Here is a 13212-nt window from a genome sequence, read left to right as displayed (position 1 = left end):
CCCAAACTAAAAAGAGCGCCCATATGGCGCTCTTTCTCATTCTATAACCGGGTGGTTAACTGATTAGTTGTTCTCAATCAGGTTGTTACCACCGATAGCAATCTTACGTGGTTGCATGGCTTCAGGGATTTCACGAACTAAATCGATATGAAGCAGACCGTTTTCCATTGATGCACCCACGACTTTTACGTAATCCGCTAGCTGGAATTTACGTTCAAAATCGCGTTCTGCAATACCTTGGTAAACGTAGTTTTTGCCTTCTTCGGCTTTACGTTCGCCCTTCACAATCAACATGTTTTCGTTTTGAGTCAGATCGAGCTGTTCTTCAGCAAAGCCAGCAACGGCCATAGTAATACGGTAGTTGTGCTCGTCTTTTTGCTCAATGTTGTATGGAGGGTAACCGCCAGAAGTATTTTTCGCTGTATTCGCTTCCATCAGGTTTAGCAGACGATCAAAGCCAATTGCATTACGGTATAGTGGTGAGAAATCTACATTACGCATAAATCTATCCTCTTAATTAAGCAATAGTCTTAGTTCAGATGAGTTCCATCCTACTGGCGTGTTTATGCAAAAACCAACGCCGAACTAAGAGATTCTTATCATTCCACTGGCCTTGGTTTGGCTCGGAGACATGATATTGAATCTAAAGGTTTAAGTTGTGTACCAAAACGCCATATCCTCTTCTGAGCGATCTCGTTTTAGCGATTCCAGAGGGCTGGTCTTCTAGTCTCTAGCAAGCCAGTCACCCTCTTCATAACTAGATATAAGGTCGTCAAAAATGACTTTCAAGGGAAAAAATAAAAAATTTTTAAAGCATCCACTATCCCCTTGAACAGCTTAGTTCCTCATCACTTCGCGATCAGTGATAAAAAGCCCGCCGTTCTGGAGGGCTCAATCTACACTTTACTTGCGGGAGGATTTACGCGCTTTTACAACGCCCTTTTCTGCCGCCTTTTCCTGCTTTAGTTTGCGCTTTTCTTTTAGACTCAACTGCGGTTGTTTCTTTTCTTTCTTACTCATGACTTCACCTCTATTTATTGGCACAACAGACAACCACACAGCATTTTCTGAGCTGGTGGCTGCGATTGATGAACAATTTCAGTAATCAAAAAGCAGCGTCGCTGATTAAAAATTTCCACTTCGAGCGCATCATTTTTAGCTCGACCTAACAGTCGAGACCCCAAATAAGAATCGACCGCGAGCATACCTGTCATGGGTTGCCCCTTGCGCGAGCTGACCAATGTCATGCGATATTGATAGGCGCGTTCAACATCCACTAAGCGAACCGTGTCCCCAACCGCAATACGAGCTCGGTTACGGCAATGGGCTTGTTGCTCGCAGATTTCAAATAGCGATAACAACCTTAGTGGTGATTGATAGGTTAAAAAGCGACTGGTTAACCACCAAGTTCGCAGCGCCAAGCAGTACGCCGAGAACCAGCGTTCAAACATGATTATTTCCTTCTTAATGCCTTGTCTTACAAATAAATTCAGTGCATTGAACCGGAAGTGCATCACTTCCGGCTTAGTTCAGGAAAGTCATCACCATTTTCTTAGTCTCCTTATTCATCAGCTCTTCAGCACTATAGCGAGCAGAAAAAAGAAAGCAAAAACGCTCAAGCGAACAAAATGGCGAGAAAAAAAGAAAACAGAAATAAAATGGCAGGCTTGATCGGGTTGTTGGCAGTTAGTACCAGAAAAACATCCGCTTTAGCAGAAAGTGGCGATTTTAGCTGGTGGTAAAACAAAAAAAGCAGCGATTTCTCGCTGCTTTTTACTATCACGAACAGTGTCGTTATACGTCTAGGTTCGCTACTTTCAGTGCGTTCTCTTCGATGAAGTTACGACGAGGTTCTACTTGGTCACCCATTAGCGTAGTGAACAGTTGATCTGCGCCTACCGCATCTTCAATCGTTACCTGCATCATACGACGAGTTTCTGGGTCCATGGTGGTTTCCCAAAGTTGGTCTGGGTTCATCTCACCTAGACCTTTGTAGCGCTGACGGCTTAAGCCACGCATTGACTCTTTCACTAACCAGTCAAGCGCTTCTGCAAAGTTTGCCACTGGCATAGTACGCTCACCACGTTTGATGTACGCGCCTTCTTCCAGAAGTCCATCAAGTGCTTCTGATAGATCAGCCAACTTGCCGTACTCTTTCGAGTTTAGGAAGTCGATGCTAATTGCATGTTCGTGCGTCACGCCGTGAGTACGAACCACAATCTTAGGCAAGTTTAAGCCTAGCTCTTCGTGCTGCTCAACTTCGTAGCTGTACTGGCTTGCACCCACTTCTTTCGCATTCAGCTGTTCAATAAGCTGCTTCGTCCACGCTTCCACAACTGATGCGTCATGGCATTGCTCTGGCGTTAGGCGAGGAGTGTAAATCAACTCGTTTACCAAAGCACTTGGGTAACGACGGCTCATACGTTCCGCCAGTTTAATACCCGCATTGTACTGTTGAACAAGCTTCTCTAGTGCTTCACCAGCCAATGCTGGTGCTTCTGCGTTTACGTGTAGCGATGCATTGTCCAGAGCCAATGATACTTGGTATTGGTTCATCGCTTCTTCATCTTTGATGTACTGCTCTTGTTTGCCTTTTTTCACTTTGTATAGTGGTGGCTGAGCGATGTACACATAGCCACGCTCGATAAGCTCTGGCATTTGACGGTAGAAGAAGGTCAACAGTAGCGTACGGATGTGCGAACCATCGACATCGGCATCGGTCATGATGATGATGTTGTGGTAACGAAGCTTGTCCGGGTTGTACTCGTCACGACCGATACCACAACCTAGTGCGGTGATCAGTGTTGCTACTTCTTGAGAAGATAGCATCTTGTCGAAACGTGCTTTTTCTACGTTAAGAATCTTACCTTTTAGCGGTAGGATCGCTTGGTTCTTACGGTTACGGCCTTGTTTTGCGGAGCCGCCTGCCGAATCACCCTCCACTATGTATAGTTCAGAGAGTGCCGGATCTTTTTCCTGACAGTCTGCAAGTTTACCTGGAAGGCCAGCTAGGTCTAGTGCACCTTTACGGCGCGTCATTTCACGAGCTTTACGCGCTGCTTCACGAGCACGTGCTGCATCGATGATTTTCGAACAAACCATCTTCGCTTCTGTCGGGTTCTCAATCAGGAACTCAGACAGTTTTTCACCCATTGCAGACTCAACAGCTGATTTCACTTCAGAAGAAACCAGTTTGTCTTTTGTTTGGCTTGAGAACTTAGGATCAGGCACTTTCACCGAAACAACCGCAGTTAGACCTTCACGCGCATCGTCGCCTGAAGTCGCTGTTTTCGCTTTCTTCGAGAAACCTTCTTTATCCATAAAGCTGTTCAATGTACGTGTTAGCGCAGCACGGAAACCAGCAAGGTGAGTACCACCATCACGCTGTGGGATATTGTTGGTAAAGCAGAAGATGTTCTCTTGGAAACCATCGTTCCATTGCATCGCCACTTCAACTGAAATGCCGTCTTCACGCTCAGAGTTAAAGTGGAAGATTTTTTCGATGATTGGCGTTTTGTTGGTGTTTAGGTGATCAACGAACGCTTGAATACCACCTTCATACATGAAGTGATCATGTTTGTCCGCTTCACGTTCATCAACCAATTTGATCGACACACCAGAGTTCAGGAATGACAGTTCACGCAGGCGTTTCGCTAGAATGTCATAGTGGAACTCAGTGTTAGAGAACGTTTCGGCACTTGGCCAGAAACGAATTTGTGTACCGGTTTTATCCGTATCACCCACAACGGCTAGTGGCGCTTGAGGCTCACCATGGCGGTAGGTTTGCGTATGGATATGGCCACCACGATGAATCGTTAGCTCAACTTTCTCTGATAGTGCGTTTACTACTGAAACACCTACCCCGTGAAGACCACCCGATACTTTGTATGAGTTATCGTCGAACTTACCACCCGCGTGAAGAACCGTCATGATTACTTCTGCTGCAGAGACATTTTCCTCTGAGTGGATTTCTGTTGGAATGCCACGACCATCATCGCTAACGGAAACCGAGTTATCCTCATGAATTGTCACAACGATGTCTTTACAGTGACCTGCCAACGCTTCATCAATTGAGTTATCCACCACCTCGAAAACCATGTGGTGAAGGCCGGTGCCGTCGTCCGTATCGCCGATGTACATTCCTGGACGCTTACGTACCGCATCCAGACCCTTCAGTACCTTAATACTCGATGAATCGTAATTTTCAGACATGAGTTTCTCTCTTCTAGTTTGACTCTATCCTGCCATGTTCCACATGAAACAATTTACCGTTATCGTCCAACATATCGGCGATTTGGCTTTCAGTGATAGAGCTTACAAATACTTGTGCGCCCGTCTCTTTTAAGCAGTCAGCAAGACGCTTGCGACGTTGGCTATCTAATTCCGACGCGAAGTCATCAATTAGGTAAATGCATTGTTTACCGGCCATCTCTGTCAGGTGTTGCCCTTGCGCTACACGCAATGCACACACCATGAGTTTTAATTGACCGCGTGACAGAACATCTTCAACGGGCGTTCCGTTCACTTTAATGCGCAAATCAGCTTTGTTTGGGCCACTAAAGGTGTATCCCAATGCCTGATCACGCTCAAAATTCTTTTCTAGTATCTCGTGGTATGGAGTGTCTTTATCCCAGCCACGATAATACTTCAATTGGATCTCAAATTCTGGCAAAAATGTCTGACAGATAGTTTCTGCGACAGTTTTCATCTGCTCGATGTAACTTGCTCGCCATTGGCTGATGTTTTCAGCCAATCCTGCCATTTCCTGATCCCAATAACTGAGCTCACGATAACTATTGGCGGTTTTCAACAACGCGTTGCGCTGCTTGTTCAGGCGCTTGAACCTTCCCCATGCTTGATAAAAAGCGGGCTCGGTATGAAACACGCCCCAATCAATAAACGCACGACGATGTTTAGGGCCATCTGTCAGTAAATCAAACCCTTCTGGGTGTATCAACTGCAGAGGCAGAACTTGTGCCAACTGCGCTAATTTTTGTCCAGATTGACCGCCTATTTTAACCTCTGTTGAGCCATCACGCTGCTTATTAATGCCGATAGGTAGCTCAAATTGATCCGAGTTCAAAAAACGACCATGAACAAACAGTTCGTCACACTCATTTTGTATCACTCGTCCGGTGAGAGAGCTCTTGAATGAGCGGCCATGCCCGAGCAGATAAACCGCTTCTAAGACACTGGTTTTACCGCTGCCGTTCGGCCCGATAAGAAAGTTAAAGCCTGCTGATAACTCAATATCACAGGCTTTAATGTTTCGAAACTGCTGAATGATGAGACGAGAAAGAGGCATTCAGTTGGCTTATAGACGAATTGGCATCACCACGTACATGGCACTGTCATCGTCGGCATTTTCAATCAACGCGCTAGCGTTAGCATCCGACATCGACACACGTACATTTTCACAACGCAACGTGTTCAGAACATCAAGCACATAGCTTACGTTAAAGCCGATTTCGATGGCGTCACCTTCAAAGCTTACATCAAGCATCTCTTCCGCTTCTTCTTGTTCTGGGTTATTCGCAGTTATGCGCATTTCAGTATCAGCCAGATTCACTCGCACGCCACGGAATTTTTCGTTGGAAAGAATCGCAGCACGAGAGAAGGCTTGGCGCAACTCGTCACAACTGGCTATTAGTGTCTTATTGGTGCTCTGAGGCAATACACGGCGGTAGTCAGGGAAACGACCATCAACCAACTTAGAGGTAAAAGTAAAGTTATTCACCTCAGCACGAACATTGGAGCTACCGATCTGAAGTACGACAGGCTGCTCTGGCGCATCCATCAACTTTACTAATTCTTGCACACCTTTGCGTGGCACGATGATTTGCTTCTGCGCAAAGTCCGCACCTAGCTGAGTTTGCGATACCGCCATACGGTGGCCGTCCGTCGCCACGCTGCGTAGCGTGGTGCCGTCAATTTCAAACAACATGCCGTTGAGGTAGTAACGAACGTCTTGATTCGCCATCGAGAACTGAGTTTTGTCGATCAGCGTACGTAAATCAGCTTGGCTCAGTGATACTTCCACTTCGCTTTGCCAGTCTTCAATATTAGGGAAATCGTTCGCAGGAAGCGTTGCCAATGAGAAACGGCTGCGACCAGAGCGAACTTGTACGCGATCACCTTCTAATACAAATGTGATGATCGCATCGTCCGGTAAACCACGGCAGATATCGAGAAACTTACGCGAAGGAACGGTAATGCTGCCCGCTTCAAAATCACCTTCTAGCATCACTTTGCTTACTAACTCTACTTCAAGATCGGTTGCCGTCATCGACAATACGTTCTCTTCTACTTTAAGAAGTAGGTTACCCAGGATTGGCAGAGTTGGTCGGCCACCTAAAGCGCCCGAAACCTGCTGTAGCGGTTTGATTAAATGACTACGTTCAATGGTAAATTTCATGCTTGGCTCTTTACGCTGTCAGCTCAATAAATGATTTGCTTAGAATACCGTTATTCTAACCGATTACGAAGACAGGGTGCGAATCAAGTTAGAGTAATCTTCTTTAATGTCGTGGCTCTCTTCACGCAGCTGCTCAATCTTGCGACAAGCATGAAGTACGGTCGTATGATCGCGGCCCCCAAACGCATCGCCAATTTCAGGCAAACTGTGGTTGGTTAGCTCTTTTGCTAACGCCATAGCCAGCTGACGAGGACGCGCTACAGAACGAGAACGACGCTTAGACAGCAAGTCCGCTACTTTAATCTTGTAGTATTCCGCCACTGTCTTTTGAATGTTATCGATTGTCACAAGCTTCTCTTGTAGAGCAAGCAGATCGCGCAGCGCTTCACGAACAAAATCAATCGTAATTGGACGGCCAGTAAAGTTCGCGTTCGCAATAACACGGTTCAGTGCACCTTCTAGCTCACGAACGTTCGAACGCAGACGCTTGGCAATGAAGAATGCCACTTCATCAGCAAGGTGGATTTGGTGATCTTCAGCTTTTTTCATCAAGATCGCCACACGCGTTTCAAGCTCAGGCGGCTCGATCGCAACAGTAAGACCCCAACCAAAGCGAGATTTAAGACGATCTTCAACGCCATTAATTTCTTTAGGATAACGGTCAGACGTTAGAATGATCTGCTGATTACCTTCCAATAGTGCGTTGAAGGTATGGAAGAATTCTTCTTGTGAACGTTCTTTATTAGCAAAGAATTGGATGTCATCGATAAGGAGCGCATCCACGCTGCGGTAGTAGCGTTTGAATTCTTCAATCGCATTGTTTTGCAGCGCTTTCACCATGTCTTGCACAAAACGTTCTGAGTGCATGTAGACCACTTTTGCGTTCGGGTTGTTATCCACAATCGCGTTACCCACCGCATGCAATAAGTGGGTTTTACCCAAACCCGTGCCGCCGTATAGGAATAGTGGGTTGTAAGCTGCACCTGGGTTATCCGATACCTGACGCGCCGCAGCCAAACCCAGTTGGTTCGACTTACCTTCAACAAAGTTATCGAACTTGTGTTTTGGGTTCATGTTTGAGCGGTGATTGATAGCCGCAATCGCTTGAGCGTCGTCATCCCAGGTTTTGTGTACTGGCTTACGCGCCTGTAATTGCGCAGGTGCAGATGACTCGGCAGCCACATCTGCAGGCGTACGTGTCGGCGCTGGTTTTGGTGCAGAGACAGGTCGGCTCCCCACTTCAAAACGTAAGTTAGGAATATCGCCACCGCAGTATTCCTGCAGTAAGCGAGTAATATTGTTCAGATACTTATCACGCACCCAGTCCAACACAAAGCGGTTTGGCGCGAATAGAGTGAGAGTATTGTCATTGAGCTCCGCTTGTAGCGGACGAACCCACATGCTGAATTCTGTAGCTGGTAGCTCTTCTTGAAGCTGCTGCAAACATTGCAGCCAAAGCGAAGATGACACGGTGCCCCCACTGAGTAATTGAATTATCGGAAAAGACTGGCAATTTTACCTGTTGATAACCAAGATCGCCAGCGATTGATCGACGATCCAGTGAATAAGATCCAAGTTATTCACAATTATTTCTGCAAACTTGATGAGATCAACACACCTTGCCCCAAATTTGCCCACACAACGATCCACAATTGGGCAAAATTCACAAGATCGAGCGATTGGTGATAAGTCTGTGTATTATTTTATTCCCAATGCTGATTTTGTCGATCATTTCGCTAGGTTCAGTTCGCATTTTCGTCACATTTAACATTCTTCTTCTATTATCTAATAACTCACAGGTCTAGGTTATTGCTCTTGGTTATTTATTTAATTGAGCTAACTAACAGTAGTATTTCCAACCATAAAATTATGGAGATGTATTATGAAAAACTGGATTAAGGTTGCCGTTGCAGCCATTGCACTGTCGGCAGCAACCGTACAAGCCGCTACTGAAGTCAAAGTTGGTATGTCAGGTCGCTACTTCCCGTTTACTTTTGTAAAGCAAGACAAGCTACAAGGCTTTGAAGTCGACATGTGGGATGAAATCGGTAAACGTAACGATTACAAAATCGAATACGTAACAGCCAACTTCTCTGGTTTATTTGGTCTTTTAGAAACTGGTCGTATCGATACGATCTCCAACCAAATCACCATGACTGACGAGCGTAAAGCTAAATACCTATTTGCTGACCCTTACGTTGTAGATGGCGCACAAATTACCGTGCGTAAAGGCAACGACAGCATCAAAGGTGTTGACGATCTTGCGGGCAAAACCGTTGCGGTGAACCTAGGCTCTAACTTTGAACAACTGCTGCGTCAATACGACAAAGACGGCAAGATCAACATTAAAACGTACGACACAGGTATCGAACATGACGTGGCGCTCGGTCGAGCAGATGCATTTGTAATGGATCGTCTTTCTGCGTTAGAGCTGATTAAGAAAACTGGCCTTCCTCTGGAATTGGCAGGCGAACCGTTTGAGACCATTCAAAACGCATGGCCTTTCGTTGACAACGAGAAAGGTCGTAAGCTGCAAGAAGAAGTAAACAAAGCACTGGCTGAGATGCGCGCAGATGGTACAGTAGAGAAAATTTCCGTGAAGTGGTTTGGCGCTGACATCACGAAATAAGAACTCTTTGTACTTTAGGCCGCAAAGTGGTATCACTCTCGGACTAAAATAAACTTACGTAAAGGTGGAACTTGTTTTCCACCTTTTCTTTTCTCTAGCCTTTAGGTAAGCCGTATGGGATTTGACTTTAATTACATGTTGGAACTGCTGCCGATATTGCTGAAATATCTTGGCACAACCATGGAAATGGCGACATGGGGATTGGTGTTTTCGCTGATTTTATCCGTCATTTTAGCCAATATTCGCGTATTTAAACTGCCAGTTCTGGATCAATTAAGCCAACTGTACATCAGCTTCTTCCGTGGCACCCCACTGTTGGTTCAGCTTTTCCTGCTTTACTACGGCTTACCGCAAATTTTTCCATTGATGGTCGGTATCGACGCCTTTTCAGCAGCGGTAATCGGTTTAACGCTGCACTTTGCCGCTTATATGGCGGAAAGTATTCGTGCCGCCATTATTGGCATTGATCGCAGCCAAATGGAAGCGAGCTTATCGGTCGGTATGACGACATCCCAAGCAATGCGCCGAGTGATTTTACCTCAAGCAACGCGTGTCGCACTGCCTTCATTGATGAACTATTTCATCGATATGATCAAGTCAACGTCTCTCGCTTTCACGCTTGGTGTGGCCGAAATCATGGCGAAAGCACAGATGGAAGCCTCATCAAGTTTCCGTTTCTTTGAAGCTTTCCTTGCGGTTGCTCTTATTTACTGGGGCGTGGTGGTAATTCTGACTCGCGTACAAATCTGGGCAGAAGCAAAACTGAATAAGGCGTACGTACGATGATTAAGCTAGAAAATATTCACAAACGTTTTGGTGAGACTGAAGTGCTGAAAGGCATCGACCTCGATATTAAGCAAGGTGAGATCATCGTGATTATCGGCTCAAGTGGAACGGGTAAATCAACCTTGCTGCGTACGGTGAACTTTCTAGAGCAGGCAGATGAAGGTCGTATCACGATAGATGACATCTCCGTTGATACTCAAAAACACACTAAAGCCGAAGTATTAGCGCTGCGTCGTCGAACTGGCTTTGTGTTCCAAAACTATGCCCTGTTTGCCCACATGAATGCGCGCCAGAACATTGCCGAAGGTCTAGTGACCGTTCGAGGTTGGAAAAAAGCCGATGCTCTCAAACGAGCGCAACAAATTCTGGATGACATCGGCCTTGGGGATAAAGGCGATAGTTATCCAGCGGCATTGTCTGGCGGCCAACAACAACGTGTGGGTATCGGCCGAGCGATGGCGCTGCAACCAGAACTGCTGTTGTTTGACGAACCAACTTCTGCGCTGGATCCTGAATGGGTCGGTGAAGTTCTCTCATTAATGAAGAAGTTAGCTAATCAGCATCAAACCATGCTGGTGGTGACGCACGAGATGCAATTCGCGAAAGAAGTCGCTGATAGAGTGATCTTCATGGCGGAAGGCAATATCGTTGAGCAAGGTTCTCCACAGGATATCTTCGATAATCCACAAGATCCTCGTTTGAAAAAATTCCTTAACCAAGTAGGAATAGAGTAACGATCAAGCATCAGGATCGATTGATCCTTGAGATTTTACTCACACTACGTATAATCGCCCGGCCGGAATTTCGTACTCATTGAGTCATTGACACATTATGTGAGTGTGATTACAATTCCGCCTCTTTGTTGAGAGGCGTCGGTTGTCCTTCTCTATATAAAGAGCTTCTTTATATAAGAAAGCAAATACCCACGCCGGGTTTAACAAGAACCTAAAACTACTGATCAGTAAAGGTAATTATCATGAAACGCACTTTTCAACCTACAGTTCTAAAGCGCAAGCGTACTCACGGCTTCCGTGCTCGCATGGCAACTAAGAACGGTCGTAAAGTTATCAACGCACGTCGTGCAAAAGGCCGTGCGCGCCTATCAAAATAATCGCTAGTTTATTTTGAACACGTACGCGTTTAATCGGGAGTTACGTTTGTTAACTCCCGAGCATTATCAAAACGTCTTCCAGCAAGCTCATCGAGCTGGCTCGCCTCATTTCACCATCATTGCTCGCAATAACAAACTTTCTCACCCACGATTAGGTTTAGCGGTTCCCAAAAAGCAAATCAAAACGGCTGTCGGTCGTAACCGATTTAAGCGTTTGGCTCGTGAAAGCTTTCGTAACAATCAACATCAGCTTCCAAACAAAGATTTTGTTGTGATTGCAAAGAAAAGCGCGCAAGATTTAAGCAATGAGGAAATTTTTAAGTTGTTTGATAAGCTATGGCAACGCCTGTCTCGCCCTTCACGTGGATAGCCATTGGGCTCGTTTATCTGTATCGCTGGTTTATCAGCCCTTTGATTGGTCCTCGTTGCCGGTTCACACCAACCTGTTCCACTTACGCGCTAGAAGCTTTGAGAGCTCACGGTTTTGTAAAAGGATGTTGGTTATCAGGCAAACGTCTATTAAAATGCCACCCTTTGAATGAAGGGGGGTATGACCCCGTTCCACCAGTCCAAAAACAAGACAGAGATAACTAACGATGGATTCTCAACGTAATATCCTGCTCATCGGTTTGGCCCTGGTTTCTTTTTTGCTGTTTCAACAATGGCAAGTTGCAAAGAATCCAGAACCTCAAGCAGTTGAACAGGCTCAATCAAGCAGCACTCTACCTGCACCATCTTTTGCTGATGAACTTGACCCAGTTCCTGGTCAACAGCAAGCTTCTGCAAAAACTATCACAGTAACGACTGATGTTTTAACTCTGTCGATCGACACCGTTGGTGGCGATGTGGTACATGCCAACCTTAACGAATACTCTGCTGAGTTAGATTCATCAGATTCCTTTGTTCTGCTTAAAGACGCTCAAGGTCACCAATTTATCGCTCAAAGCGGTCTAGTGGGTCCTCAAGGTATCGACTTGAGCAGCACAAATCGCCCTCACTACAACGTAAGTGCAGACAGCTTCACAATGGCTGACGGTCAAGATGAACTTCGCGTTCCGATGACATTCACTGCAAACGGCATCGAATACACCAAAACTTACATCTTTAAACGCGGCAGCTACGCGCTTAATGTTGAATACGATGTAGTGAACAACTCAGGCAACAACGCAACATTTGGTATGTACGCTCACCTACGTCAAAACCTAATGGACGATGGTGGTAGCATCACAATGCCTACTTACCGTGGTGGCGCATACTCAACAGAAGATACGCGTTACAAGAAGTACAGCTTTGATGATATGCAGGATCGCAACCTGTCTCTTAACCTAGCCGATGGCCAAGGTTGGGCAGCAATGATTCAGCACTACTTTGCCGCAGCTTGGATCCCACGTAACGAACCAGGTACTAACCTATACACTCGTGTAATTGGCAACCTAGGCGACATCGGCGTTCGTATGCCGAACAAAACTATCGCAACAGGCGATCAGGCTAAGTTTGAAGCAACACTTTGGGTTGGTCCAAAACTGCAAGATGAAATGGCAGAAGTGGCACCTAACCTAGACCTAGTAGTGGACTACGGCTGGTTATGGTTCATTGCGAAGCCTCTTCATATGTTGCTTTCATTCATCCAGAGCTTTGTTGGCAACTGGGGTGTGGCAATCATCTGTCTGACCTTCATCGTTCGTGGTGCAATGTACCCACTAACAAAAGCGCAATACACGTCTATGGCGAAAATGCGTATGCTTCAGCCTAAGCTGCAAGCTATGCGTGAGCGCATCGGTGATGACCGTCAGCGCATGAGCCAAGAAATGATGGAACTGTACAAGAAAGAGAAAGTGAACCCACTAGGTGGTTGTTTACCTCTTATCCTACAGATGCCTATCTTCATCGCGCTTTACTGGGCACTAATGGAATCGGTTGAGCTACGTCACTCTCCATTCTTCGGTTGGATTCATGACCTTTCAGCGCAGGACCCTTACTACATCCTGCCTCTACTGATGGGTGCGTCAATGTTCCTAATCCAGAAGATGAGCCCGACAACGGTAACGGATCCAATGCAGCAGAAGATCATGACCTTTATGCCGGTTATGTTTACCTTCTTCTTCTTGTTCTTCCCATCAGGTCTCGTTCTGTACTGGTTGGTGTCGAACATCGTAACGCTTATCCAGCAAACTCTGATCTACAAAGGATTAGAGAAAAAAGGCTTACACAGCAAGTAACCTTTTAGGAAATGATTGAGAAAGGCGGCCAAAAGGTCGCCTTTTTGTTTTT

The 13212-nt window shown here is 45.9% G+C and carries 13 protein-coding genes; 7 read left to right on the top strand and 6 right to left on the bottom strand.

All coding sequences use genetic code 11. The annotated features are described in order from the left end of the window. Nucleotides 1–63: 63 nt before the first annotated feature. From R7190_RS22110 to dnaA, 6 genes are all read right to left on the bottom strand, one after another. Nucleotides 64–501 (bottom strand): Hsp20 family protein, encoded by a 438-nt coding sequence (locus tag R7190_RS22110; RefSeq protein WP_005378857.1) that lies wholly within the window; start codon nucleotides 499–501, stop codon nucleotides 64–66. 533 nt (nucleotides 502–1034) lie between these two features. Next, a complete protein-coding gene (locus tag R7190_RS22105) occupies nucleotides 1035–1451 on the bottom strand; it encodes a GreA/GreB family elongation factor (RefSeq protein WP_186584579.1) in 417 nt (138 codons plus the stop codon). Between the two features lie 343 nt (nucleotides 1452–1794). Beyond that, nucleotides 1795–4212: a DNA topoisomerase (ATP-hydrolyzing) subunit B gene (gene gyrB, locus R7190_RS22100; protein ID WP_005378841.1), complete on the bottom strand. Its 2418-nt coding sequence runs from the start codon at nucleotides 4210–4212 to the stop codon at nucleotides 1795–1797. Nucleotides 4213–4225: 13 nt separating this feature from the next. Beyond that, nucleotides 4226–5305, bottom strand: coding sequence for a DNA replication/repair protein RecF (gene recF, locus R7190_RS22095; protein WP_005378839.1), 1080 nt, complete (start codon nucleotides 5303–5305; stop codon nucleotides 4226–4228). A gap of 9 nt (nucleotides 5306–5314) precedes the next feature. Next, nucleotides 5315–6415, bottom strand: coding sequence for a DNA polymerase III subunit beta (dnaN, locus tag R7190_RS22090; protein ID WP_186584578.1), 1101 nt, complete (start codon nucleotides 6413–6415; stop codon nucleotides 5315–5317). A gap of 63 nt (nucleotides 6416–6478) precedes the next feature. After that, nucleotides 6479–7885: a chromosomal replication initiator protein DnaA gene (gene dnaA, locus R7190_RS22085; RefSeq protein WP_005378835.1), complete on the bottom strand. Its 1407-nt coding sequence runs from the start codon at nucleotides 7883–7885 to the stop codon at nucleotides 6479–6481. Nucleotides 7886–8297: 412 nt separating this feature from the next. On the opposite strand from dnaA, the gene R7190_RS22080 reads away from it, so the two are divergent. From R7190_RS22080 to yidC, 7 genes are all read left to right on the top strand, one after another. Beyond that, nucleotides 8298–9044, top strand: coding sequence for an amino acid ABC transporter substrate-binding protein (locus R7190_RS22080; protein WP_005378831.1), 747 nt, complete (start codon nucleotides 8298–8300; stop codon nucleotides 9042–9044). A 114-nt stretch (nucleotides 9045–9158) separates the two neighbouring features. Next, on the top strand, nucleotides 9159–9830 hold the full coding sequence (locus R7190_RS22075) for an amino acid ABC transporter permease (protein ID WP_005378829.1): 672 nt from the start codon (nucleotides 9159–9161) through the stop codon (nucleotides 9828–9830). Then, nucleotides 9827–10564: an amino acid ABC transporter ATP-binding protein gene (locus tag R7190_RS22070; protein ID WP_005378827.1), complete on the top strand. Its 738-nt coding sequence runs from the start codon at nucleotides 9827–9829 to the stop codon at nucleotides 10562–10564. The genes R7190_RS22075 and R7190_RS22070 overlap by 4 nt, the downstream gene beginning before the upstream one ends. A gap of 242 nt (nucleotides 10565–10806) precedes the next feature. Further along, entirely contained in the window at nucleotides 10807–10941 is a 135-nt protein-coding gene (rpmH, locus tag R7190_RS22065) for a 50S ribosomal protein L34 (protein ID WP_005378825.1), read from the top strand. A gap of 46 nt (nucleotides 10942–10987) precedes the next feature. Next, nucleotides 10988–11311, top strand: a complete 324-nt coding sequence (gene rnpA / locus R7190_RS22060; RefSeq protein WP_005394102.1) for a ribonuclease P protein component — start codon at nucleotides 10988–10990, stop codon at nucleotides 11309–11311. Next, complete coding sequence (gene yidD / locus R7190_RS22055; protein WP_005378822.1) at nucleotides 11278–11535, top strand: membrane protein insertion efficiency factor YidD; 258 nt, start codon at nucleotides 11278–11280, stop codon at nucleotides 11533–11535. The genes rnpA and yidD overlap by 34 nt, the downstream gene beginning before the upstream one ends. A 2-nt stretch (nucleotides 11536–11537) precedes the next feature. Next, the gene (gene yidC, locus R7190_RS22050) at nucleotides 11538–13160 is read left to right on the top strand and encodes a membrane protein insertase YidC (RefSeq protein WP_005383834.1); all 1623 of its coding nucleotides are present in this window, start codon (nucleotides 11538–11540) and stop codon (nucleotides 13158–13160) included. The last annotated feature ends 52 nt before the right edge of the window (nucleotides 13161–13212 follow it).

This window comes from Vibrio sp. 1078-1, assembly GCF_033340475.1.
This window is presented reverse-complemented; position numbering and strand designations above follow the sequence as displayed.

What these genes read in the sequence shown, in the direction of transcription:
- R7190_RS22070 (WP_005378827.1), top strand. Translation starts at nt 9,827, where the DNA reads ATGATTAAGCTAGAAAATATTCACAAACGTTTTGGTGAGACTGAAGTG.
- gyrB (WP_005378841.1), bottom strand. Translation starts at nt 4,212, where the DNA reads ATGTCTGAAAATTACGATTCATCGAGTATTAAGGTACTGAAGGGTCTG.
- dnaN (WP_186584578.1), bottom strand. Translation starts at nt 6,415, where the DNA reads ATGAAATTTACCATTGAACGTAGTCATTTAATCAAACCGCTACAGCAG.
- R7190_RS22110 (WP_005378857.1), bottom strand. Translation starts at nt 501, where the DNA reads ATGCGTAATGTAGATTTCTCACCACTATACCGTAATGCAATTGGCTTT.
- R7190_RS22080 (WP_005378831.1), top strand. Translation starts at nt 8,298, where the DNA reads ATGAAAAACTGGATTAAGGTTGCCGTTGCAGCCATTGCACTGTCGGCA.
- recF (WP_005378839.1), bottom strand. Translation starts at nt 5,305, where the DNA reads ATGCCTCTTTCTCGTCTCATCATTCAGCAGTTTCGAAACATTAAAGCC.
- yidD (WP_005378822.1), top strand. Translation starts at nt 11,278, where the DNA reads ATGGCAACGCCTGTCTCGCCCTTCACGTGGATAGCCATTGGGCTCGTT.
- yidC (WP_005383834.1), top strand. Translation starts at nt 11,538, where the DNA reads ATGGATTCTCAACGTAATATCCTGCTCATCGGTTTGGCCCTGGTTTCT.
- R7190_RS22105 (WP_186584579.1), bottom strand. Translation starts at nt 1,451, where the DNA reads ATGTTTGAACGCTGGTTCTCGGCGTACTGCTTGGCGCTGCGAACTTGG.
- rpmH (WP_005378825.1), top strand. Translation starts at nt 10,807, where the DNA reads ATGAAACGCACTTTTCAACCTACAGTTCTAAAGCGCAAGCGTACTCAC.
- R7190_RS22075 (WP_005378829.1), top strand. Translation starts at nt 9,159, where the DNA reads ATGGGATTTGACTTTAATTACATGTTGGAACTGCTGCCGATATTGCTG.